Source organism: Roseburia porci, assembly GCF_009695765.1.
GTDB lineage: Bacteria > Bacillota > Clostridia > Lachnospirales > Lachnospiraceae > Roseburia > Roseburia porci.
In genome coordinates, this window is sequence record NZ_VUNI01000004.1 from 135,965 (window position 1) to 159,397 (window position 23,433).

Annotated in this window: 21 protein-coding genes; 16 read left to right on the forward strand and 5 right to left on the reverse strand. The window is 42.5% G+C overall.

Annotation, left to right across the window (positions count from 1 at the left end):
* The first annotated feature begins 50 nt into the window (after positions 1–50).
* The 8 genes from FYJ75_RS04085 to FYJ75_RS04120 all read left to right on the forward strand — a co-directional run bounded on the left by FYJ75_RS04085 (position 51) and on the right by FYJ75_RS04120 (position 8,415).
* Complete coding sequence (locus FYJ75_RS04085; RefSeq protein ID WP_154429102.1) at positions 51–956, forward strand: metal ABC transporter substrate-binding protein; 906 nt, start codon at positions 51–53, stop codon at positions 954–956.
* A 33-nt stretch (positions 957–989) separates the two neighbouring features.
* Complete coding sequence (locus FYJ75_RS04090; RefSeq protein ID WP_154429104.1) at positions 990–1,784, forward strand: metal ABC transporter ATP-binding protein; 795 nt, start codon at positions 990–992, stop codon at positions 1,782–1,784.
* The gene (locus FYJ75_RS04095; RefSeq protein ID WP_154429106.1) at positions 1,759–2,574 is read left to right on the forward strand and encodes a metal ABC transporter permease; all 816 of its coding nucleotides are present in this window, start codon (positions 1,759–1,761) and stop codon (positions 2,572–2,574) included. The genes FYJ75_RS04090 and FYJ75_RS04095 overlap by 26 nt, the downstream gene beginning before the upstream one ends.
* Before the next feature lie 30 nt (positions 2,575–2,604).
* Positions 2,605–3,969, forward strand: coding sequence for an MATE family efflux transporter (locus FYJ75_RS04100; RefSeq protein WP_154429108.1), 1,365 nt, complete (start codon positions 2,605–2,607; stop codon positions 3,967–3,969).
* A 29-nt stretch (positions 3,970–3,998) separates the two neighbouring features.
* Positions 3,999–4,787 carry a YhfC family intramembrane metalloprotease gene (locus tag FYJ75_RS04105; RefSeq protein WP_195838935.1) on the forward strand — a complete coding sequence of 263 codons (789 nt, stop codon included), beginning with the start codon at positions 3,999–4,001 and terminating at the stop codon, positions 4,785–4,787.
* Positions 4,788–4,801: 14 nt separating this feature from the next.
* A complete protein-coding gene (locus FYJ75_RS04110) occupies positions 4,802–6,511 on the forward strand; it encodes an ABC-ATPase domain-containing protein (protein WP_154429113.1) in 1,710 nt (569 codons plus the stop codon).
* 98 nt (positions 6,512–6,609) lie between these two features.
* The gene (locus FYJ75_RS04115) at positions 6,610–7,653 is read left to right on the forward strand and encodes a P-loop NTPase family protein (RefSeq protein WP_154429115.1); all 1,044 of its coding nucleotides are present in this window, start codon (positions 6,610–6,612) and stop codon (positions 7,651–7,653) included.
* Positions 7,654–7,776: 123 nt separating this feature from the next.
* Entirely contained in the window at positions 7,777–8,415 is a 639-nt protein-coding gene (locus FYJ75_RS04120) for a hypothetical protein (protein WP_154429117.1), read from the forward strand.
* A gap of 117 nt (positions 8,416–8,532) precedes the next feature.
* Here FYJ75_RS04120 and FYJ75_RS04125 read toward each other — a convergent pair whose 3' ends face one another.
* Positions 8,533–9,600 (reverse strand): PTS transporter subunit IIC, encoded by a 1,068-nt coding sequence (locus FYJ75_RS04125; RefSeq protein ID WP_154429119.1) that lies wholly within the window; start codon positions 9,598–9,600, stop codon positions 8,533–8,535.
* A 155-nt stretch (positions 9,601–9,755) separates the two neighbouring features.
* On the opposite strand from FYJ75_RS04125, the gene FYJ75_RS04130 reads away from it, so the two are divergent.
* The 7 genes from FYJ75_RS04130 (at position 9,756) to FYJ75_RS04160 (ending at position 17,920) form a co-directional block, all read left to right on the forward strand.
* Positions 9,756–10,700 carry an ROK family protein gene (locus tag FYJ75_RS04130; RefSeq protein ID WP_154429120.1) on the forward strand — a complete coding sequence of 315 codons (945 nt, stop codon included), beginning with the start codon at positions 9,756–9,758 and terminating at the stop codon, positions 10,698–10,700.
* Positions 10,701–10,872: 172 nt separating this feature from the next.
* Positions 10,873–11,748 carry a 4-(cytidine 5'-diphospho)-2-C-methyl-D-erythritol kinase gene (gene ispE, locus FYJ75_RS04135; RefSeq protein WP_154429122.1) on the forward strand — a complete coding sequence of 292 codons (876 nt, stop codon included), beginning with the start codon at positions 10,873–10,875 and terminating at the stop codon, positions 11,746–11,748.
* An 18-nt stretch (positions 11,749–11,766) separates the two neighbouring features.
* Positions 11,767–12,441, forward strand: a complete 675-nt coding sequence (locus tag FYJ75_RS04140) for a GntR family transcriptional regulator (protein ID WP_154429124.1) — start codon at positions 11,767–11,769, stop codon at positions 12,439–12,441.
* Between the two features lie 414 nt (positions 12,442–12,855).
* Positions 12,856–14,337, forward strand: coding sequence for a spore germination protein (locus FYJ75_RS04145; RefSeq protein WP_154429127.1), 1,482 nt, complete (start codon positions 12,856–12,858; stop codon positions 14,335–14,337).
* 4 nt (positions 14,338–14,341) lie between these two features.
* A complete protein-coding gene (locus FYJ75_RS04150; RefSeq protein ID WP_154429129.1) occupies positions 14,342–16,564 on the forward strand; it encodes a GerAB/ArcD/ProY family transporter in 2,223 nt (740 codons plus the stop codon).
* Between the two features lie 130 nt (positions 16,565–16,694).
* Entirely contained in the window at positions 16,695–17,369 is a 675-nt protein-coding gene (gene spoIIR, locus FYJ75_RS04155) for a stage II sporulation protein R (RefSeq protein WP_195838936.1), read from the forward strand.
* A gap of 83 nt (positions 17,370–17,452) precedes the next feature.
* Complete coding sequence (locus FYJ75_RS04160; protein ID WP_154429133.1) at positions 17,453–17,920, forward strand: DUF1934 domain-containing protein; 468 nt, start codon at positions 17,453–17,455, stop codon at positions 17,918–17,920.
* 51 nt (positions 17,921–17,971) lie between these two features.
* Here FYJ75_RS04160 and FYJ75_RS04165 read toward each other — a convergent pair whose 3' ends face one another.
* The 4 genes from FYJ75_RS04165 to FYJ75_RS04180 form a co-directional block, all read right to left on the reverse strand.
* On the reverse strand, positions 17,972–18,853 hold the full coding sequence (locus tag FYJ75_RS04165; protein WP_154429135.1) for a carbohydrate ABC transporter permease: 882 nt from the start codon (positions 18,851–18,853) through the stop codon (positions 17,972–17,974).
* Position 18,854: 1 nt separating this feature from the next.
* The gene (locus tag FYJ75_RS04170; protein ID WP_154429137.1) at positions 18,855–19,754 is read right to left on the reverse strand and encodes a carbohydrate ABC transporter permease; all 900 of its coding nucleotides are present in this window, start codon (positions 19,752–19,754) and stop codon (positions 18,855–18,857) included.
* A gap of 112 nt (positions 19,755–19,866) precedes the next feature.
* Entirely contained in the window at positions 19,867–21,255 is a 1,389-nt protein-coding gene (locus tag FYJ75_RS04175) for an ABC transporter substrate-binding protein (RefSeq protein WP_154429139.1), read from the reverse strand.
* 279 nt (positions 21,256–21,534) lie between these two features.
* Entirely contained in the window at positions 21,535–22,044 is a 510-nt protein-coding gene (locus FYJ75_RS04180) for a hypothetical protein (protein ID WP_154429141.1), read from the reverse strand.
* Positions 22,045–22,194: 150 nt separating this feature from the next.
* Between FYJ75_RS04180 and FYJ75_RS04185 the strand changes: the two genes are divergently transcribed.
* A complete protein-coding gene (locus FYJ75_RS04185) occupies positions 22,195–23,400 on the forward strand; it encodes an FKBP-type peptidyl-prolyl cis-trans isomerase (protein ID WP_154429143.1) in 1,206 nt (401 codons plus the stop codon).
* Positions 23,401–23,433 lie beyond the last annotated feature (33 nt).

A 23,433-nucleotide genomic window follows, 5' to 3' on the forward strand; every position in this document is an offset into this window, starting at 1 on the left:
GCTCATAAGAAGAAAAAATAGATAGCAGAGTAGTAATTAAGAGGAATTTCATGAAGAAAAAGAACGCAATTGTATTTGCAATGCTTGCAGGAATACTGATCGTTGCCATTGCACTTACCATGTTATATACAAGCACAACGGAAGATAAAAAAGACAAAACACAGTTTACGATTGTAACCTCTTTTTATCCGATGTATGTGGCTGCCGAAAATGTCATTGGCGATGTAAAAGGCGTTACATTAGAGAATCTGAGTGAGCCGCAGACAGGGTGTCTGCATGATTATCAGCTTACAACCGAGGATATGAAGCTTTTGTCGAAAGCAGATCTGTTTATCGTGAATGGTGGTGGCATTGAGACCTTTCTTACGGATGTCGCTTCGAATTATCCGGAGCTGGATATTATAGAAGCCTGTCAGAATGTGCCACTTCTGGATGATGGAGATGAAGAGAATGCGCATGCATGGATGAGCATTTCTGATTACCGGATACAGCTTGCCACGATAGAATCGGCCTTGGAACAGGCAGATCCTGAACATGCAGATGCATATCATGAGAATGCCAAAGCATATGATGAAAAGCTTGCTGCCCTTCAGGATGAACAGGATGAGATCAGACAGGCTGCCAAGGGACAGAATGTGATTATTTTTCACGAAGCATATGATTATGTTGCAGAGGATTATGGTTTAAATGTCAGCTATGTCCTGGATCTGGACGAGGAACGTCAGGTAAGCGCCGGAGAAGTGGCAGATGTGTTAGATCAGATTCAAAAAGATAATGTTTCCTATATTTTTGCAGAAGAATTATATGGTTCGGATATGGGCAAAACCGTCGAATCAGAATCTAATGTGAAAGTGATTTATCTGGATGCCTGCAATCGTGGAGATTACAGCAAGGACAGTTATCTTACAGCGATGCAGTCAAATATAGATAAGCTTAGGGAAGCATTTTGCAAATAAAAGACATTACAATTATGGGGAAGGAGTAAAGGCATGCGTAAAATCATCGAGCCGTGTGGATTTCATTGTATCAAGATGAATCATCTCGGGGTCCGTTTTGGAGATCAGGTGATTCTGGATGACGTCAATCTGCATTTTCATTGCGGGTCACTGAATGCGATCATCGGTAAAAACGGCGCAGGAAAATCAACATTCATACGGGCAATTCTGGACGATATCCCGCATACCGGGGAGATTGAATTCAAAGATACCAAGGATGGACACATGCAGAAATTAAAGATCGGTTATGTGCCGCAATCCATTAATATTGAGAAGAACACGCCGGTCAGTGTATATGATCTGATCGCAAGTTATGAATCCAATGCACCGGTATTTCTTCATAAAAGTAAAAAAGTCTATGAGAAGATTAAAAACACACTGGCCGTTTTTGAAGCGGAGGATCTGATCGACAAGCAGGTGTGCAATTTATCCGGAGGACAGCTTCAGAGAGTACTTCTTTCCATGGCAATTATGGACGAACCGAACCTGCTGCTTTTGGATGAGCCGGTGTCCGGCATCGATCAGAATGGGATGGAACTCTTTTTCCAGACGATGGATTATCTGAAGAAGAACTATGATCTTGCGATCATTCTGATCTCACATGATCTGGATTATGTTGCAAAATATGCGGATAAAGTCATTCTGCTGGATCATGCAACCATTGCAAAGCAGGGAACTGTGAAAGAGGTATTCCAGAGTCCGGAGTTTGATCATGTATTTGGAATGTCCAGTGAAGAAAAATGGATCAGGGAGGGCGAAAAAAATGAGTCAGGTAACATCCTGGTTTGATTATAATTTCATGCGGAATGCACTGATCGCGGTCATTATTATCACACCGTTATTTGGTTTGATGGGAACGATGATCGTCAACAAGAAAATGGCATTTTTCTCAGATGCACTTGGGCATTCTGCACTGACGGGAATCGCGGTTGGAATCGTATTTGGTGTACAGGATACGACAATTTCCATGGTGGTGTTTGCGATACTATTTGCACTGTTACTGAATAAAATCGGAAGCCGGAATACTGCTTCGACAGATACGATCATTTCTGTATTTTCGTCCTGTTCGGTCGCAATCGGACTTGCAATCCTCTCGAAGGGTGGCAACTTCAGCAAATATTCCAGCCTTCTGGTTGGAGATGTGCTGAGCATTACCACACGGGAGATTGTATATCTTGTTTTAATTTTTATTGCAACCGTGATTTTCTGGGTATTTGGGTTCAATAAACTGAATGCAGTCTGCATTCACCGGACGCTTGCAAAGAGCAAACGTGTTCCGGTGTCACTGATGGATAATCTTTTTGCTGTATTTGTAGCACTGATCGTCATGCTGTCCATCAAGTGGGTCGGAATCATGATCATCAATGCACTGCTGATTCTTCCGGCGGCTTCCAGTCGGAATATTTCGGTTAATATGAGAGAATATCATCTGTATTCAATCATTTTCTCATTGTTTTCCGGTCTGGTTGGACTGTTCGTGTCTTATTATACGAATGTTGCAACCGGTCCTATGATCGTAATCATTGCATCGGTCATCTTTTTCCTTACGTATTTTCTGGGAAATAAAATCAAAGAATAATTTTAGGTAAGAAAGTGTGTGGATCCTTATATGAAAACACATTCAACATATCGGAAACTGGATAAGGCCATGTTTGCATCGCTTCTGATGCTGGCATGGCCTACCATTTTGGAATCTTTACTGGAAACCGTGGTCCAGTATGTGGACACGGCGATGGTTGGTCATCTTGGCGCAGAGGCCACGGCAACCGTATCGTTAAGTTCAACCTATACATGGCTGATCAACAGTGTGATGAGCGCGATCGGAATTGGTTTTCTGGCCTATATTGCAAGGGCAATCGGTGAAAAAAACGAGAAAAAGGTGCAAAAAGCAGCAGGACAGACGGTGCTTGTTACATTGGCTGCGGGTGTCACTCTGATGGCTGTCATACTTGTGATTGCGCCGTTTATGCCGGTGTGGATGGGAGCAGATGAAGCAATCCGAAGTGATGCAACGCTTTATTTTATCTGTATCAATGCGCCGATGGTTTTTCGTGCTGCCACCATTATTTTTGGTGCAGCGATCCGGTCGACCGGAGATACCAAATCTCCGATGATCGTGAACCTGATTGTAAACCTGATCAACATCGTATTGAATTATATACTGATCTATCCATGTGGAATGGGCGCGATCGGAGCTGGAGTTTCTTCTGCGATTTCTTTTGTGGCAGGAGGAATCCTGATGACGAAAGTCCTGATCAAAAATCAGACGCTTGGCGTGAAAAAGGAAAATATCCATTTAGATAGAGCGGTTCTTGCACCGATCATGGCAATTGGAGTTCCTGTTATGTTAAACAGGATCATGTCCTGCAGCGGATACATTGTGGCTACGAGTTTTGTCTCTTCGATGGCTACCACGGTCTATGCCGCACATTCAATCGCAATTACGGCGGAGGAGATCTTCTACATTCCGGGTTATGGAATGCAGGCGGCAACTTCTACGCTGATTGGCAATGCGATTGGCGAACAGAATAAGAAAAAAGAACGCAGTGTGATTCTGATCGCGATTCTTGTTATATTTTCGGTTATGTGTATTACAGGACTACTGCTTTTTGTTGGAGCAGAATTTATGATGCGTCTTTTTACCACAGACCCTGAGGTAATCCAGATTGGAAGCAGGCTGCTTCGGATCGTTGCTTTTACGGAACCAATCTTTGGAACGACTGCAGTTATGGAAGGCATCTATAACGGAATGGGACGGACGAAATATCCGTTTGTTGTGGAACTGATCAGCAGGTGGGGCGTGCGCATTTTTGGCTCTTTTCTTGTTGTGCGTGTCTTCGGATTGGGAATCACACAGGTCTGGTACTGCATGATCGGGGATAATATATTAAAGGCAGTGCTGATGGCAGCGGGACTTTTCAGAATTTTGCATTTTTCTATTGACATTCCTCCAGATGGAAGGTGTAAAAAGTAGGAAAACAAAACGAAAGGATGGTTTTTATTATGGAGTTTGGAAATGTATCAGGAGCAGCAATTACAGCAATGGCAGTTGTCGCAGTTGTGACGATCTTGCTTCCGGTTATTCTGGTAATTGTTGGAAAAGTAAAATTAGGAGCAAAGTTATCTTCATTTTTTATTGGATGTGGGGTGTTTTTTGTAATGGCACTGGTGCTTGAGCAGATTCTTCATGCGGTTGTGCTTACCATTACAGGAACGAAGCTTACCGATAACATCTGGCTGTATGCGCTTTATGGCGGATGTGCTGCGGCGGTTTTTGAGGAAACCGGACGCTGGTTTGCAATGAAGCATTTTCTGAAGAAAAACCTTGATTTTCCGAATGCAGTGATGTATGGAATCGGTCACGGTGGTTTTGAGGCAATTGTGGTTGGGGGAATTAGTTATATTGGAAACATTGTAAGTGCTCTCAGCATCAACAGTGGTATGATGGAAAAAAGCTTACAGCTTATGGATGCTTCGACAAAACAGCAGACATATACAGCACTTCAGTCTTTATGGACAACACCGGCTTACCAGTTTTATCTGGGAGGTGCTGAAAGAGTACTTGCAGTTGTTTTACAGATTGCGTTATCATTAATTGTATTCAAAGCAGTAAAAAGCGGACAGAAGAAATATATTGCAGCAGCATATCTGATCCATTTTGCAGTAGATTTTACCATTGTGCTTTGTGGACATTATTTTCCACTGATGGTGGCGGAAGTGATACTTCTGGCAGCTGTTGCGGTTGTACTTTGGTTTGCTTTAAAGACAACTAAAATGTACAAAAGTGCATAAAAGGAGAAATGAGCATGGCAAATGCACAGGCATTAAGAACTTTACTACAGAAAATTGATCATAAGGGGTATCCGGCGTATAAGGATACGAAAGGAAGCTATGAATTTGATGGTTTTACACTCTCAATCGATCATGTACAGGGAGATCCATTTGCATCGCCGTCTGATTTAAGTGTACATATACAGGGAAAGCTGGCGGCTTTCCCTGTTTGCACATATAACACACGAGAAAAGCGTATTGCACTTCAGGATCATTTACTGAGAATTTTTGGAAAAAGCATCACAGCCATGGACCGTGTGGCAAAAGGAAGCGGAAAAAGCGGTCGTGTTTTTATCACAAGACCGGGACAGGAGATCCTAGACCGGAGTGCGTGTCAGATCCATCCAAAAGATGGAAGCATTATCATGCGTTTTCAGGTGGGATTTCCGGCAAATGGAAGAACAATAAACAGCAGGGAACTGATCCATGTTTTATTTGATATTCTGCCGGGATGTGTGGAAAAAACGCTTTTTTATAACCGTTATTCCAGGGGACAGAAGGATGCAGTCGAACGTGTCCGTGCACTTTCGGAGGATCAGGCAGCACTCCGCATCATGCTGAAGGAAGCCGGAATGATCGCGTTTGTCGCAAATGGTGCAATTCTGCCGAGAGAAAGTGGTGCATCCAGTCTGCCGATGAAAAACGCGGTGGCTTTTCAGTCGCCGGAATCCATGGAGGTGGAATTTATGCTTCCAAATCATGGTTCCATCCGTGGAATGGGAATACGAAAAGGAATCACACTGATTGTCGGAGGTGGATACCATGGCAAATCCACATTGCTGGATGCGTTAGAACTCGGTGTATATGATCATATCGCGGGAGACGGAAGAGAGTTTGTAATCTGTGAGGATACGGCATTAAAATCGCGGGCCGAAGACGGAAGACCTGTGCATGATGTAAATATCTCCTGTTTTATCCGCAATCTTCCAAACGGAAAGGATACCAGTCGTTTTTCCACAGAAGATGCAAGTGGAAGCACATCCCAGGCAGCCGGCATGACAGAAGGGATTTCAGCAGGTGCAACCGTTCTGCTTCTGGATGAGGATACAAGTGCTACGAATTTTATGATCCGTGACCGGCTGATGCAGCGCGTGGTACATGCCGACGAGGAACCGATCATTCCGTTTATCGACCGTGTACGGGAACTCTATGAGAAACAGGGGATTTCCACAATCCTTGTTGCAGGAAGCAGTGGTGCGTATTTTTATGTGGCAGACACGGTCATCCAGATGCGGGAATATTATCCGTATGATATCACGGAGATGGCAAAAACGGAGGCACTGGCAGCGCAGCAAAAGCCTGTGGAAAGTATTCCGATGTCCGGTGCAGGAAAATCGTATTTTCCAATTGATGAGGGAAAGCGGATTCTTCACAAAAACCGTATTTTTGACAATCCGCGGACCAAAATCCGTACCAACGGCATGAACAGTATATCGGTGGATCATAATGAGATTGATCTGCGTCTTGTGGAGCAGCTGGTGGATGAGGAACAGATCAATGCGCTTGGTGCGATTCTGCGTTATACTTATCAGAAACTTGCAGATGACAGGCTTACCGTGCAGCAGATCCTTGACCGCATTGAGAGTCTGTTGGATGAAAAAGGCATGGATGCGATCGGCGCCCGTGGACTTGCAAGACCAAGAAAGCTTGAAATTGCTGCGTGCCTGAACCGTTTCCGGAGATAGAGTGTGCAGATGTTGCGAAAAGTTATATAAAGTTATATAATAAAGAAAAAGTTATAAAAACTTATATAAGAATATAAAAGTTATATAAGGAGGGCAGAATGAGTAATCCATTTACGTTATCTTTTGGGAAAAAACCACTTCAATATATATCCAGAATTGTTCAGACAAATCAGGTTATTGAAGAGTTTTGCGCAAAACAGCCATCCAATCAGATTTTCATGCTCACAGGTGTCAGGGGATCGGGAAAAACCGTTATGATGACAAATCTTGCAGCTGAACTGCGAAAAATTCCTGACTGGATTGTCGTGGAATTAAATCCGACAAGAGATCTTTTACAAAGTCTTGCAGCTAAAATATATAGTTTGCCCGAAATGCATACAAGATTTTTAAGTGCCAAATTCGACTTCTCTGCATTTGGTCTTGGTGTGTCAGTCGAAAATGCAGCGCCCGTTACTGATATTGAGAATGCATTAGAATTGATGCTTGCTGAGATAAATAAAGCGGGAAAACGGTTGCTTGTTACGATTGACGAGGTGACAAATTCTGAGTATATACGGGTTTTCGCAAGCGCTTTTCAGATTTTTATACGAGAGGAATATCCAATTTTTCTTATTATGACAGGACTTTATGAAAACATATATGATCTGCAGAACGATAAAGCACTTACTTTTTTGTATCGTGCACCGAAGATTATGCTGGAGCCATTGAATTATACAGCAATAAGAAAAAACTATATGGATATTTTCAAAATTGAAATCACGCAGGCGGAGAAGATGACTGAACTGACAAAAGGATATCCGTTTGCTTTTCAGGTACTTGGATATCTCTATTGGGAATATCGTGCAGACAAAAAGTTAGAAGAAATTCTGCCAGAATATGATCAATATCTGGACGAATATGTATATAGCAAAATATGGTCTGAACTTTCAATGCAGGATAAGGAGATTCTGACTGTAATTTCAGTGACAGGAGAAACAAGGGTAAAAAATATCAGGGAAAGTCTGAGCATGAATTCCAATCTTTTCTCTGTTTACAGGGAAAGATTGAAAAGAAAAGGTGTTGTCGATACAAGAGAGTACGGCAGAATGTCACTCGCTCTTCCGAGATTTGATGAATTTGTAAAGATCAGGCAGTTAGAGTAACTTTTCGTTATGTTTTCAGGGAAAAGCTTAAGAAATCTGCAAAAACTGCCGATGTAATAATAAAGAAACTTATACACAGGAATGACGGGACGGATTCCCGCATGATACCAAGGAGGGTTATCAATGAGTGTAAATGCAATCAATAATTATTATGGAAGTACAGCTTCTGCTAAGACAACAAAAAGTGAGAAGACCGAGAATACGGCTTCTAAGACAGATAAGAAGAATGGCAGCACCTCTGCTTCAAAAACAGGTACATTTGACAGCACAGCTGTTATCTATGAGAAATCTTCTGTTACAAAGAAAGACAGTGTAACTCAGAAGAAAGACCATGCAGCAATTGTTGCACAGATGAAGGCAGATACGGAGAAAAGAACACAGCAGTTAACAGATCTGGTTCAGCAGATGATTTCCCAGCAGGGAAAGAAACTTGGTGAGTCTGATAGTATCTGGTCATTCCTTGCAGGTGGAGATTTTACCGTTTCTCCAGAGGTAAAGGCTCAGGCACAGGCAGATATCGCAGAGGACGGATACTGGGGAGTTGAGCAGACTTCTGACCGTATTTTGGATTTTGCGAAGGCTTTATCCGGAGATGATCCATCAAAAGCCGACGAACTTTTAAATGCCTTCAAGAAAGGCTTTGAGCAGGCAACCAAAGCGTGGGGCAAGGATCTCCCATCCATTTCACAGGACACGTATAAAGCGGTTGAAGAGAAATTCAACAAGTGGAAAAACGAGTCCCAGACACAGACAGAAGAATAAGAACAGACAAAGTCAAAATGAGAATGCAGGGAAGTATAGCGGTAACTATACATCCCTGCATTCTTTTTGTTACGATTGTATTTTGTTTTATAAAAACAGGTGTAACGTATGAGTCGATTACACGTCCAGTTTCATGTCACCGTCTTTGATCCAGCCTTTTTTCCGCATGAATTCAGAGATTCCAAAAGAAAGAAGGGCAGGAAGTACAAAGTGCATAAGAATGATCTCGAACAGGACAAGAGCCGGAGCCATTCCGCCTGCGGTCATATCCTGATAAGCATTGATCTGTCCGACAAGACCAGCGGTTCCCATTCCGGATCCGGTGCTGTTATTGGTCATATGAAGAATAATGGTAGATACCGGACCAAGAATTGCGCTGGAGATAATGGCTGGAAGCCAGATCACAGGCTTTTTCACAATGTTACCGATCTGCAGCATACTTGTTCCGAGGCCCTGTGCAAGAAGTCCGTTAAAACGGTTCTCACGGAAAGAGGCTACCGCAAAGCCAACCATGTTTGCGCAACACCCAATCGTAGCGGCTCCTGCGGCGATGCCGTTTAATCCAAGGATAACTCCAAGTGCAGCAGAACTGATCGGAAGTGTCAGGATGATACCCATTAATACCGATACAACAATACCCATAAGGAACGGAGCCTGTTCAGTTCCCCAGTTGATAATAGAACCAAGCCATGTCATGAAAGAAGAGATTGGTGGTCCAAGAATCAGTCCAACGGCAGCTCCGGATACGATACATACAAATGGAGTGACAAGAATGTCAATCTGCGTTTTGCCGGATACCAGACGTCCGAGGTAAACAGCCACGATAACTACGATAAATGCGCCAAGTGGTTCGCCAGGACCGGTCAGAGTAACTGTGCCGTCCACAAAAACAGTTCCGGCAATGATCTTGCTTGCAAAAGCGCCGATCTGTCCGGCTGCAAGCGCAGAGATGGTAACAAGCGGGCTTGATTTTAAACGTACAGCAACTCCGCAGCCGATACCTGCACCGGTGAGTGCCTGGGCCAGTTTCCCGATATAAGTCAGATACATTCCGGCTGAACCCGGAAGAAGTGTTCCAATCTGAACGATGATGGTTCCGATGATCAGTGTTGCAAACAACCCGGAAGCCATACCGCTTAATCCATCAATAAAAATTTCCCTTAATATTTTTTTACATTTTTCCATAATAACTGAAAAATCCTTTCTGCAAATGCTACTGTCTTGTCAGCTGTTAAACTGAATCATAACACAGGAATTGCAAAAGTGCAACCAAATGGACAAAACTCGTATGCCGTGTTATTCTTTTTATAATGAAATGCTCAAAGAAAAGAGGAAAAGGTATGAGAGTTGGAATTGATATTGGCGGGATGACGATCAAGGCCGGACTTGTGGATGACAGGTATCAGATCGTGGACAAAAAGACGATTAAAACAAATTCGGAAACGGAGTCTGCCGAACAGATCATACAGCGTATGGCAGCACTGATCAAAGAACTGTTGAAAGAGAATCATGTAGAAGAGGAGAAATGTGAGTCGGTTGGAATCGCATGTCCGGGTACAGTAGATCCGGCGCAGGGTACAGTGGTTTATTCCAACAACATCCGATGGGAGAATGTACCGATCCTTGCATGGCTCAAAGAACAGTTGGACATTCCAATGTATCTGGCAAATGATGCAGATGCTGCGGCACTTGGAGAGACATTAGGAGGCGCAGCCAAAGGGCGGAAAAATGCAATTCTTCTGACACTTGGAACCGGTGTTGGCGGTGGCGTGATCATGGATGGCAGGATTTTTCTGGGACCGTTAAGAGGGGGATGTGAGCCGGGACATATGGTGATTGAGCGGAACGGACGACTCTGCAGCTGCGGAAGAAGAGGATGTCTGGAAATGTATGCATCGGCATCTGCACTGATGAAATCTGCAAGAGAGAAGGCAGAAAAATATCCAGGTTCACAGATGAACATCCTTTCTGGAAATAAGCCGGAGGCTATTGATGGAAGGATTATTTTCGAAGCAGAAAAGCAGAAAGATGAGGCCGCTGTTCAGGTTGTTTCCGAATACGAAAAGGATCTGGCCACTGGAATTGCCAATCTTATCAACATTTTCAGACCGGAAGTTGTGATCCTTGGGGGGGGAGTGTCTGCTCAGAAAAATTATCTTACGGATCAGCTGCAAAAGCTGGTTGTAAAAGAATGCTTTGGAGGAGAACTTGGGGAGATTCCGCCAATCGTGACATCGGAGCTTGGAAACGATGCCGGAATGATCGGAGCTGCTTTTTTAGATTAGCAGAAGTCCATGAAAACTGAGATTAGATGAGAAAAAAAGTACAATATCAGAGTGTACGCTGACTTATCTATTTCGGGTGCATGGAGTATAATAAAAGTAGAAATTCCGATGTTGATTTTCACATTTTCTCATAGTATAATCGTATTGTATACAAAATACAGGAGAAAAACATATGGATGATATTTCATTAAAGGCACTTGCTAAGATCAATCTTGGTCTGGATGTTGTCAGAAGAAGAGAAGATGGATACCATGAGGTTCGCATGATCATGCAGACCATTCATTTATATGACCGGTTGAAGATCACAAAGACAAAAACACCGGGGATTGAGATTCATTCCAATCTGCCATTTCTGCCGGTAAATGAGAACAATCTGGTTTACAAAGCGGGAAAGCTGTTGATGGATGAATTTGACATCCGTGAAGGAGTTCGGGTAGACCTTTTGAAGAGGATTCCGGTTGCAGCAGGAATGGCAGGCGGAAGCAGTGATGCTGCTGCAATGTTGTATGGAATCAACCAGCTTTTCGAACTGAAGCTTTCCAGACAGGCGCTGATGGAACGTGGTGTAACAATCGGCGCAGATGTGCCATATTGTCTGATGAGAGGAACTGCGCTTGCGGAGGGAATCGGAGAGAAGCTTAAGCAGCTTCCACCAATGGTAAAATGCCCGGTTCTGATTGCAAAACCACAGATTTCCGTATCGACGAAGTTTGTATATCAGAATCTGAAGCTGGATGAACATACGGTGCATCCGGATATTGATACATTAATACAGGACATTCGCAATAAGGATCTGCAGGCAGTTGCCAAAGATATGGGGAACGTTTTAGAGACAGTAACGATTCCGAATTATCCGGTGATCGCACAGATCAAAGAACAAATGATGCGTTCCGGTGCAGTGAATTCTATGATGAGCGGAAGCGGACCAACCGTATTTGGACTGTTTGAGAATGAGAAGCAGGCACAAAAGGCATATGATGATATGAAACAGACAGGACTTGCAAAGCAGCTTTATCTTACATCCATTTACAATAACCGGAGAAAATAAAAACAGGAGATCGATAAAATGACAGACAACTTAACATTAAATATGAATGCTTATCTGCCACTAAGAGACGTAGTTTTTAATACTTTAAGAGAAGCAATCCTGAAGGGGGAGTTAAAACCAGGAGAGCGTCTGATGGAACTTCAGCTTGCAGCGAAGCTTGGGGTCAGCAGAACACCGATCCGCGAAGCAATTCGTATGCTTGAACAGGAAGGTCTCGCAGTGACAATTCCACGTAAAGGCGCAGAAGTGGCAAGGATGACCGAAAAGGATATGGAAGATGTTCTTGAGATCCGTGAAGCACTGGATGAACTTGCTGCTAAAATTGCATGCACAAGAATGACAGAGGATCAGTTGAAACAGTTAGAAATGATCAAAGAGACTTTTGTGGAAAGTACAAGAAGTCATGATGTGAAGCGGATTGCAGAGGCGGATGTCAGCTTTCATGATGTAATCTATGAGGCAACAGGGAATCCAAAGCTTGTAAGCATGCTCAATAATCTTCGCGAGCAGATCTATCGTTATCGCGTGGAATATCTGAAGGAAGAGAAGAATTATCCGACATTGATCGGGGAACACGAAGCAATTGTGGAGGCTTTATATGCACGGAATCAGGATGAAGTAGTCCGGGCGATGCACACACATATTGAGAATCAGGCATCTGCCGTCAAAGAAATTATTCGGGAACAGGAATAAATCCTCTTGGGATAAACCATACTAGGAACAGACAATTTTGTCTGTTCCTTTTTCTTTATAAAATTAAGGTGTCAAAAGGTAGTTTTTAATTTTGAATTAGCAAATTGCACCAAACAGTGCCGATTATGTCCCATTGTCCGAAAATAAGAAAATCTAAATTTACCTGATTTGTATTTTTTCAAAGTGACGTGTACGTCTTAAACGCCCCGTCCATGGGGCGTTAAGACTTTTGCTGCCGTCCATGGCAGCAAAACACTATGCACAAGCAGGTAAATTAAGATTTTCTAATTTTCTCCCAAGGCACAATATCAGTCGCTGTTTTGTGCAATTTGCCAGCCACGAACCGAAAAGCCGCCTTTTGATACCTTAATCCTATAATGCAAAAAGCTCTTTATTAGGAAGTGAGATATCAATATGACATCTGTTTCAGAAAATATCAAGGAAAATATTAAAGCTTACCAGCAGATTTATAAAGACTGTTCGGATATCAAAATGCGTGAGATGATGCTTGGAAAAAAGAAAAATGTCCGGTGTTTTCTTGCGTATATCGAGGTAGCAGTGAGCAATATCCTGATGGAGACAACTGCACTTGGGCGTCTGCTTAGTTACCTGGAGCAGGCACCGGGAGAAGAAATTATAGAAATACTCGATAAGAATGCACTTGGAATCGCGGATGTTACCCCGTTTGAAACAATGGAGGAGGCAGCACAGGGCATGCTGACAGGTGATGCGATCCTGTTTGTGGATGGATATCCAAAAGCTCTGAAAATCTCGGATAAAGGCTATCCGAATATGGGAGTGACGGAAGCGGACTCGGAGAAGGTGATTCGAGGGTCCAATGAGGGATTTGCCGATTCCATAAAGGTGAATACTGCCCTGATCCGTAAAAGGGTGCGTTCCACAAAGGTAAAAGTAAAGGAAATGCGCCCCGGGGTGCGTTCCCACACCAATGTAAATCTGGTTTATATGGAAGACCTGGCGTATCCGGAGATTATTGCGGAAGTGGAAAAAAGACTGAACCGTTATGAAATCGATGGAGTACTCGACAGCGGAGTCATAGAGCAGCTGGCAGAAGAGAAGTGGTATTCTCCTTTTCCACAGTTTCAGACGACACAGAGACCGGATCGGGCTGCAATGGCGATCCTTGAGGGAAGGGTCGTTGTTCTTTCGGACAATTCCCCTGTTGCGCTGATTCTTCCGACGGATTATAACTCTTTTATCAAAACGAGTGACGATTATTATAATCGATGGGAAGTAGCCACGTTTGGAAGGATTTTGCGCTACATTGCCTCGTTTTTTGCAATGACATTTCCGGGGCTTTATCTGGCAGTTACGAATTTTCATACACAGGTGCTGCCGACAACACTTCTGCTTTCGTTTCAGGCTGCAAGGCAGGGCGTTCCATTCCCAGCAGTATTTGAGGTTCTGCTTATGGAGATCTCATTTGAACTGCTTCGGGAAGCCGGAGTTCGCCTTCCTGGTGCCATGGGCAATACGATCGGTATTGTGGGCGGGCTTATCATCGGACAGGCAGCGGTCGAAGCAAATCTGGTCAGTCCGATCGTTGTGATCATCGTTGCATTTACGGCGCTGTGTTCGTTTGCAATACCGAATGAAGAATTTGCATTTTCCTTCCGGATATTGAAGTTTGCGTTTATTGCAGTCTGTGCATGGCTTGGGTACTTTGGATTCCTGATCAGTCTGCTGATGGTGCTTATACATCTGTCACATCTGACGAGTTTTGGAATTCCGTATCTGATGCCTTTTGTTGGACCGGAACTTACCGGTTATGAGGACCAGAGGGATTTCTTGTGGCGTTTTCCGCTTCGAAAGATAACAAAAAGACCGATTTATGCAAAAAGGGACAAAAGAACGAAATTAACAAGAAAAGAGTAAAAGTATGTTTTCCAATAATCATCAGATATCAATACGTCAGGTATTCCGGCTGTTTACGTATGACCTGATTGGAATGAGTACACTTCTGCTTCCCGGACTTCTTGCAGGAGAAGTCGGAGTGGACGGTGTTTTTGCAATTCTTGCAGGTACAGCAGCGGCTCTGTGTTATGTGCGTTATCTTGGGGGACTGGGTCGTACGATGAAGTCAGGTTTTTTGGTCTATTGTGGGGAAAATCTTCCTGTTTTCTGGGAAAAACTGATTCTTCTTGGACTTTTTGTTCAGGCAGCTGTCGTGTCCGGATACACGGCATTCGTCTTTGCGCATCTGATTCAGAAGAATCTTTTAAGGGATGAGTCGTACTGGCTGATTCTTCTGGTTCTTGCATGCATTGCAGGATATGGAATTATGGGAGGCATAGAAGGAAGAGCAAGGATCTATGAGGTACTTTTCTGGTTTATTATGATTCCGCTTTTTGCAATGCTGCTTGGTGCTGTAAAAGAGGTGGATACAGATTACTGGACACCTGTATTTATGCATAGTGCAGGGAATGTGGCAAAGGCATCCTATCTGGTATTTATCTTCTGGGGAACAACCTTCTGGATGCTGTTTCTTATGGAACATGTGAAAGAGGCAGATCGTGAAAAAAAGATACAGAGGAGCGTCGCAAAAGCACTGCTTTTTGCGGGAATCCTCTTAGCGGCCATGTATATGCTTTTACTTGGAAATTTTGGCAGTGCAGCACTTGCGGGAATGGAATATCCGGCGGTAACGTTTATGAGCACGGTTCAGATTACAGGTGGATTTTTAAAGCGGGCAGATGCGCTCATGCTTGGGATATGGTTTTTTACATTGTTTGCCCTGCTGAACACGAATCTGTATTATGGAGCGCGGGCACTCAGAAAGTTTGTTGGACATAAAGGGAACAAACGTTATGTTACGGTGCTTGTTTTTATGGCGATCATGTGTGCAGCTTTTTTTTACCAGAATCCGAATGGAGGACGTCTCTTCCTAGGATACCTGTGGTATATCGGAACCCCGCTTATGATTGTTGTTCCAGGTCTCATTGTCTGGTGTACAGGCAGGAAGCGTGGAGGCAATCCGCCAGGAGAGAAGTTGAAAGGACGGAAAAGGGGACGCCTTATGATTGTGCTTGGCTGCATTTTAAGCAGCATGTTCTTGAATGGCTGTCGTTCTGTGGAGCTGGAAGACCGATGTTTTCCGATGCTTGCTGCGGTGGAAGAGGACTCATTGGATAAAAGCATTGCATTTTCCTGCATATATCAGCCTCTGGAAAAGGTGTCGGATGAGATGACGGATCTTGACCATGTGGGAAGTTTTGCAACGTCCGCCGAAGATTTTTACCAGGCACAGCATAATTATGAAAAGCAGTTAAATAAGGTCGTGGATTATAATCATATGAAGGTGCTTGTTCTTGGAGAGCGTTTTCTTGCGGATTCGAATCAGTTTAACCGGATGGTTGAACTGTTGGAACAGGAAAGTGATTTTCCGAGAAACACCTATGTATGTGTCACGGATCAGGCAGGGACATTGCTTGGAGTCAATGAATCGCTTTCTGAGAATCTTGGGACCTATCTGGAACAGTTATTTGAAAATGATGTGTCTGTGGATGCAGATGGACTGCCGACACTTGGAAGTTTGTTCGATGCTTCCAAAAACAGACTGGAAACCTTATTTCTGCCGTATCTTACCGTACAGGAGGATAAGCCGGTGATCACAGGGTATTACTGTATGCAAAGAGGTGTTCCGAAAGGAGTTGTTTCCATGGAATGCGGACAGCTTGGATTCCTTGAAAATGGAGCATTAAAGCAGTATATAGCGGAAACTGGAAATGGGGATTATCTGCGGCTGACCGCGTTTTATACAGAGTATGATCTTTCTGCGCAGGGGCGTGTAAAAATTTCTGTCTCCTGTGAAGGGGAATTGCTGCAGGGAGAAGAAGTAAAGCAGCAGGCATTCCAGCAGAAAGTATTTCCGGAAGCGATATCTCATGCGGTGACTTCATATGTTCAAAATCTTGCAGAAGACAGTCTGAAAAACCAGAAGATCGATCTGAGCAACTCCTATAAGAAGCTGGGCGGTTATAACCGGGCGTGGTATCAGGCATGGAAAAAACAGCAGGAGAGCGGTACCGCGAATGCAGAAATTCCTTATGAGGATACGATCCAGCTTCAATATGATGTCCGTGTGACGATGGTGGATCATTAAAATGAAGACATCATATTTCAAGTAATTTGAATAAGCTTCCTTTTTCTGGAAAGAATCTATGACAGAAAGACATTTTCAGAAATTTTTATAACAGAAAATGTCGGATGGATGATAGAGAGGAAGCATGAAAATGAAAAATTGTAAAAAAAGAAAGAACAATACAAAAAGAAGATACCATATAAAAATCAGTATGGGGATTATAGTTGCAGCGATTGCAGTTCTGATTGGAATTTGTGGATTTCAAAGAAATGAAGCGATAGCGGCATATCGTATACAGGACCCTCTGCAGCCATCAATTGCCTCAAAAATTATGCGGTTTCATGTGCTGGCAAACAGTGATTCCAGTGAGGATCAGGCGTTGAAACTGAAGGTGCGGGATGCCATTGGAGAATTGATGGAACCACGGCTTGCAGATGTAAAAGACATGGATGAGACAAGAAGGATTATTACAGATTCAATCCCGGATATCGTTGCAAAAGCGGAACAGACACTGAAAGAACAGGGATGTGAGGATTCTGTCAGTGCAAAGATCACGCATACGGATTTTCCGGTGAAAACCTATGGAAGTTATACGTTCCCGGCTGGAAATTACGAAGCTCTCCAGGTCGTGATCGGAGAAGGAAAGGGGCATAACTGGTGGTGTGTACTTTATCCGAACATGTGCTTCCGTGACAGCGTATATGAGATCGTGGATGAAGATGCCAAAGAGGAATTGCAGGAAGTTTTGAGTCCGGAAGAATATGAGGATGTATTCACATCGGGAAATTATGAGGTGCATTCCAGACTTTTGGACTATTTTAAGTAAAATGATGATTGCTATTCCTCAGATGGTGGCATATAATATTCTTCGTGTTTGAAACCGTAGTTAGAACAGATGAAGGAAAAGCTATGACAAAAGATGTATTGATTTCCATTCGTGGAATGCAGTTTGCAGAAGAAAGCGATGCAGAGCCGGTAGAAGTAATTACAGCCGGGGAATATTATTTAAGAAACGGAAAACATTATGTGATGTACGAAGAGGTCGTGGAAGGTGTGGACAGCACCGGAAAGAACATGATCAAAGTCGGAAAAGACAGTATGGAGCTCACAAAAAAAGGTGGCGCGACTAGCACACACATGGTTTTTGAGAAGAACAAGAAAAATGTAACCTATTATTATACGCCATATGGAAGCCTGCTCATTGGAATCGACACAAAGAAGGTTGATATTCAGGAGAAGGAGAACGAACTGAAAGTGGAAGTTGACTATGAACTTGAAGTGAATTATGAGCATGTGGCAGACTGTCATATTCATTTACAGGTAAACGAAAAAGGAACCGAAGGATTTCAGATTGTAAAAGACGAAAAAGATGCGTAACAGCGATGAACTGTTACGCATCTTTTCATTAGGAAGAAATATAATTGATGTTTAACCTTTGACAGCACCTGCAACCATACCTTTGATGATTTCTTTGCTGAATACAAAGTAAAGAATTACGATTGGAGCCATTGTAACTAACATAGCGGACATAATCTTCGGATAGTCTGAGTTGAACTGTCCGGTGAACTGTGTCAGTGCCAATGGTACGGTCTGCAATGCCTGATCTTTGATCAGAATCAATGCAAATGAGAACTCATTCCAGCATCCGAACGACTGGATGATGGCGATGGTTACCATGATCGGCCGACAGATCGGCATGATGATGGAAAACATTGTTTTGGAGAAACCACAGCCATCAATCGCAGCGGCCTGTTCTAGTTCGGTTGGAATCGTCCGTACAAAACCTTCTACAAGGAATATCGCAATAGGAAGACCGAAGGCGATATAAGGAATGAGAAGTGTAAACCAATGGTTTGATAAACCGAATTTCTTAAATACAACGTAAATTGGTACTAACAGTGAATGCTGTGGAATCAGCATACCCATTAAGAAGATTGCAAAGATTGCACGATTTAATTTGAATTTGATTCGTGCAAGAATGTAACCTACAATGAAACCGAACAATACGATGAAAAATACGGAAAGGATCGTTGTTCTGGCGCTGTTCCATACAGACTGACCAAGATGATAGTTTGCGTTGCCAAGAATATTTTTAAAGTTTTCAAGTGTAGGAGATTTTACGATGCCGATAATATCAGAATTGAAATCTCTTTTTTTCTTTAATGCGGAGTTAATCATCCAAAACAGCGGAAAAATACAGCTGAGTGAGAAGAGGATTAAGATTGCATTTAACAAAACGGCAAGTAGAGCACGTGCTGGTCCAAGTTTTTCTTTGTTCTTTTTCTTGCCTGCAGTTTTAACTTCAGCCATTTTATTCCACCTCCTTATCCTTTAACAGGAAATTAAATACTTTTTGTGCACCACCGATAACAATAAGACTGAGAACAAAGATTGCTACAGAAATGCAGCAGCCATAGCCCATGTTGTTCTGCTTGAATGAAACGGTGTATCCGTACAGAGCCATAACCATGGATGAGGTACCAGGTCCGCCGGATGTCATAACGTAGATATTATCAAATGCCTTCATATTTCCTGCGATACAAAGGATAATACAGATCAATAAAGTGTTTTTGATCAGTGGAAGTACAATGTAGATTGCGCGCTGTACAGCGTTTGCACCATCAATCTCTGCACTTTCAAAGATTTCCTTATCAATGGAAGCAACTCCGGATAACAGAATTACCATATAGTAACCAATGTACTGCCAGATCAGAGGAATGGATACTAAAAGCATAACTTTGCTAGGCTCGTTCAGCCAGACTTTAACAGCATCAGAATGTCCTGTGAGCTTTAAGAACCAGTTTAAAATTCCACGGTTGTAATCGTAGATCATCTTCCAGATGAAACCAACGCAGACAGCTGAGATGGTACTTGGGAAGAAACCAAAAGTACGGTGCATTCCTTTTAATTTTACTAATTTTGAATCGATCATTAATACAAAAATGAATGCGATTCCAATCTGACCCAGAATACAGATAGCTACTAAGTAAATGTTATGTCCAAATGATTGCCAAAATGTTTCGTCGTGAAATAATGTGATGTAATTTTGTATCCCGTTAAATGTTTTCTGAGGTCCGCCTTTCCACTCGAAGAAACTGTCTACGAATGCAGTGATCAGCGGTACAAATACAGAAAAAATATAAATAACAAGAGGTATCAAAAGATACAATGCGATAACTCTTGATTTTCTACGCATAGATTTTTGTAACATAAAAACCTCCTCGATTCCTGGAAAATACCAGAGAAACGTATTCCCCATTAAGTAAGGCTGCCTCAAAAGAGAGCATTTGAAGCAGCCTTAAACATTTATTACTTATATTGCATTAATAGCCAGACTCGTAAGCTGCCTGAGCATCTGCTGCCACTTCTTCTGGTGTCTTGTCGCCATTTACCATATCCTGAAGATCGGTATTAACTACGCTCCAGATATCACTTGATAAGTAAGAATCATAGATCTCACATGGAGTAGTATCAACATAAGAGTAGTTGTAGAAGTCCTGTGTGAACTGGTCGAATTTACTTAAATCAACATCTGCTACTTTGGTAAGTCCGCCTAATGCATAGTTCTCTGTTACATAGTTTGCAAATTCAGGTCCGGTGATGTACTCTGCAAGATCGATTGCAGCTTTTAATTTGTCCGGATCATCTTTTAACTTAGCATTGATTGCAACTGCGTAACCAAGTCCGATGTTCTGGCTGTTCTTATCATACTGAGCATCTGCTGGCTGTGGTAATACAGCAAATTTTGTTGTATCATACAGATCTGTTCCCTCGAGAGAAGCCTGGATGTAAGAAACATCCCAGTTACCACCGATGAATGCTGGAGCATCACCGGAGATGTAGTACTCACGGGCATCTTCATTAGAGATTGCATTGAAATCTTTGTTGAAGATATCTGTGTCTTTGAATAATCTCTGTGTCTCTGTTAATGCAGCAACGAATTCAGGATCTTCGAAGGAAGCGCCTCCCTTATTGATCATGGACTCATACCAGTCTTTTCCGGTATATCTGTCACCTAATGTAGAAAGGAAGCAGGAGTTCATCTGCCACTGTGCATTGTTACCAAATGCGATAGCTTCCTGATATCCGGCATCTTTTAATTTTGGAATAGCTGCTTCAACATCTTCCCAGGTTGATGGGAAAGTATCATATCCTGCATCAGACCATGCTTTGGAATCATATACAACTACGGTACATGTACCACCGGTCAGTGCCGGGAAGCCATAGATATTACCATCCTCATCTTTAAATGGTGTAAAGTAATCTTCATTGTAATCAGAAGCATATGGAGAATTTTTGATCTCGTCTGTCAGATCGAGGATCAGTCCCTGTTTTGCCCAGGCTTTTACGTTCATACCCTGAATCATGAATACATCTGGAAGATCGTCTGCGTTGGCAAGTGTCTGGATCTGTGTTTTGTAATCCGTATTTGCCAGAACCGTCTGTGTCAGGTTGATGTCTGGATTTGCATCATCCCACTGCTGTAATACGGTACGCATTCCATCGGAACCCCCATTCCCTTGCGACTCTTCTTCAGTAGAGAAATGCATAAATTCAAGATCACCGCTGTAAGCAAGATCACTGGAACTTGTAGATCCGCCAGTGGATCCTTCTGTACCTCCTTTGTCAGAGTTACCTGAGTCCCCACAGCCTGCTGTCATGCAAGCCACCATTGAGGCACATAACAAAGCACTAATAAGTTTCTTTTTCATAAAACACCCTCCTTTAAAAAATAACTTAATCGTTTTCGCGACTTTATAATAGCTCTTATTGCGTGAAATTGCAATAGGTATTTGTACATTCTGTCAATGTTTATAAAAAATGTGGTTATAAACTGTGCAATATAACCAAACACAATGCTGCTAAAAACACAAATTCTAAAAAACGTTTTCGTTAATGAGAAAAAAGTAAAAAAATGAGAAAAAATAACAGAAAATAAAAGAAAAAAAGACATGTCCGAAATGCGGACATGCCTGATTTTAGGTTCATAACTATTTCTTTTTGGATTTGCTGCCGGATGCTGCAGATTTCTCTGCTTTCAGTTCAGCGTTTGCCTTATTATATTTCTCCTGAAGTTTTGCACGGAAGCTTTTTTTGCCCTGTGGTTTTTCAAGAGGACCACGAAGACCGCGAACCTGAGTGATGTAAAGACCACTGACAGTAGCTTTTACTTCCTTCTTCAAAGGAATTTCGTTGAAAATCTGCTCATCAGCAATCAGAGTCATGATCTTTGGACCAACTTTGGCTTTTACAATTGGAAGTTTGGAACGACGCAGATACTTCGGAGTCTGTTCGATCACCTGCTGAGGCAGACCGGAATCCTTTATACGGAGTCTCTTCTTATCTATAATCAGCATGGTAACGCTCTGCGCTGCCGCTGCCAGTTGTTCGTCCTGTTCATCCTTCTTTTTCTGGGCTTTCTTTCCAAAGAAATATAATGCCACCATTACTGCAATAAGTACGATCGCAATGACAAGCAATACAATAGTAACTGTGTTCATGGGGTTCCTCCTTTTTTTACTGGATAATATTGTATCATTGATTCATGGAAAAATCAACGGAATCCCTTTTAATTTTGGCTGTTTTATGGTATGTTAGTAAAGTTAGATTGCATTTGGGCAATAACTGATGGGATAAGAAAGGTATGAATTATGAAGAAAAGAATAATCGCACTTTTACTGTGCATGACAACTTTGACAACAGTGACCGCATGTGGAAACGGCAAGGATAATACAACAGAGACCACAGAGGCTGAGGTAAGAAGTTCCCAGATCGACGTTGATGTGGACAAGCAGGTGAAAATGCTTGGCAACTATGATGGAATGGATATAGAAATCTCCGGCAATTACGATGTGACGGATGAGGATGTAGAAAAACAGGGAATGTCCATGTTAAACAGCTATGGTCTTGGATCAGTTGAGGTAACAGACCGTGATACCGTACAGGCTGGCGATTATGTAAATGTAGACTATACAGGGTATCATGATGGTGAGGCTTTTGATAAAGGATCTGCACAGGATGTGCTGATCGATGTGGATAATAATAAGGATGTGAAATCCGGAACTACCTATATAGATGGATTTTCCGCAGGTCTGATCGGAGCAACCGTAGGAAGCACAGTCTCTACTGATGTGACTTTCCCGGAAAATTACGGCAACTCAGATCTCGCAGGACAGCCTGCAACTTTTGAATTTGTGATCAACGGCATCTATCAGCCGGTAACTCTGGATACGGTTTCTGATGATGTGATCAAGGATAATTTCTCAGAGAAATACAACCTGAATTCAGCACAGGAATTTAAAGATTTTGTGCGTTCCTATCTGGAATATCAGGCAGGCAATAATAAATACAGCGCAACAGTTGTAGAAGTGAAAAAACAGCTTCTTGCATCCAGCGAGGTAGAAGTTCCGGAAGATTATCTGGAAGCAAGACTGAATGAATATCAGACTTCCTATGAGAAACAGTATGTCGATGAAACCGAAGATCTCGAGACCTATTTAAAGGATACCTATAATACAAGCCTTGAAGATGCTCAGTCCCAGTGGAGAACCAATCTGGAGGAACAGATCAAAGTAGAACTTATTTTCCAGGCAATTGCAGAAAAAGAGAATCTTGAAGTTGACGATGATGGTTACAATCAGTTTGTACAGAACTTTGTAGATAATTCACAGTATGGATTTGATGATACAGAAGCTGTATACAACGCATTTGGTAATGACAATGCAGAGGACGGGGAAGCCTATATGAGAAAGCTCTATCTTGTAAATAAGGCTATGGATTTTGTTGTAAATAAGGCGAATGTAACCGTAACAGCAGCAGATTCTACTGAGGCAGTGGAATCAACCGAACAGCAGTAATCGCTGAAAAGAGACAGCGTTTAATTAAAATAG

Coding starts and splice junctions, on each gene's coding strand:
- FYJ75_RS04130 (WP_154429120.1), top strand. CDS start 9,756: ATGAGAGTTGGAATTGATATTGGCGGGATGACGATCAAGGCCGGACTT.
- FYJ75_RS04185 (WP_154429143.1), top strand. CDS start 22,195: ATGAAGAAAAGAATAATCGCACTTTTACTGTGCATGACAACTTTGACA.
- FYJ75_RS04090 (WP_154429104.1), top strand. CDS start 990: ATGCGTAAAATCATCGAGCCGTGTGGATTTCATTGTATCAAGATGAAT.
- FYJ75_RS04150 (WP_154429129.1), top strand. CDS start 14,342: ATGTTTTCCAATAATCATCAGATATCAATACGTCAGGTATTCCGGCTG.
- FYJ75_RS04180 (WP_154429141.1), bottom strand. CDS start 22,044: ATGAACACAGTTACTATTGTATTGCTTGTCATTGCGATCGTACTTATT.
- FYJ75_RS04160 (WP_154429133.1), top strand. CDS start 17,453: ATGACAAAAGATGTATTGATTTCCATTCGTGGAATGCAGTTTGCAGAA.
- FYJ75_RS04145 (WP_154429127.1), top strand. CDS start 12,856: ATGACATCTGTTTCAGAAAATATCAAGGAAAATATTAAAGCTTACCAG.
- FYJ75_RS04110 (WP_154429113.1), top strand. CDS start 4,802: ATGGCAAATGCACAGGCATTAAGAACTTTACTACAGAAAATTGATCAT.
- FYJ75_RS04100 (WP_154429108.1), top strand. CDS start 2,605: ATGAAAACACATTCAACATATCGGAAACTGGATAAGGCCATGTTTGCA.
- FYJ75_RS04105 (WP_195838935.1), top strand. CDS start 3,999: ATGGAGTTTGGAAATGTATCAGGAGCAGCAATTACAGCAATGGCAGTT.
- FYJ75_RS04095 (WP_154429106.1), top strand. CDS start 1,759: ATGAGTCAGGTAACATCCTGGTTTGATTATAATTTCATGCGGAATGCA.
- FYJ75_RS04120 (WP_154429117.1), top strand. CDS start 7,777: ATGAGTGTAAATGCAATCAATAATTATTATGGAAGTACAGCTTCTGCT.
- FYJ75_RS04085 (WP_154429102.1), top strand. CDS start 51: ATGAAGAAAAAGAACGCAATTGTATTTGCAATGCTTGCAGGAATACTG.
- FYJ75_RS04125 (WP_154429119.1), bottom strand. CDS start 9,600: ATGGAAAAATGTAAAAAAATATTAAGGGAAATTTTTATTGATGGATTA.
- FYJ75_RS04165 (WP_154429135.1), bottom strand. CDS start 18,853: ATGGCTGAAGTTAAAACTGCAGGCAAGAAAAAGAACAAAGAAAAACTT.
- FYJ75_RS04170 (WP_154429137.1), bottom strand. CDS start 19,754: ATGTTACAAAAATCTATGCGTAGAAAATCAAGAGTTATCGCATTGTAT.
- FYJ75_RS04175 (WP_154429139.1), bottom strand. CDS start 21,255: ATGAAAAAGAAACTTATTAGTGCTTTGTTATGTGCCTCAATGGTGGCT.
- ispE (WP_154429122.1), top strand. CDS start 10,873: ATGGATGATATTTCATTAAAGGCACTTGCTAAGATCAATCTTGGTCTG.
- FYJ75_RS04115 (WP_154429115.1), top strand. CDS start 6,610: ATGAGTAATCCATTTACGTTATCTTTTGGGAAAAAACCACTTCAATAT.
- FYJ75_RS04140 (WP_154429124.1), top strand. CDS start 11,767: ATGACAGACAACTTAACATTAAATATGAATGCTTATCTGCCACTAAGA.
- spoIIR (WP_195838936.1), top strand. CDS start 16,695: ATGAAAAATTGTAAAAAAAGAAAGAACAATACAAAAAGAAGATACCAT.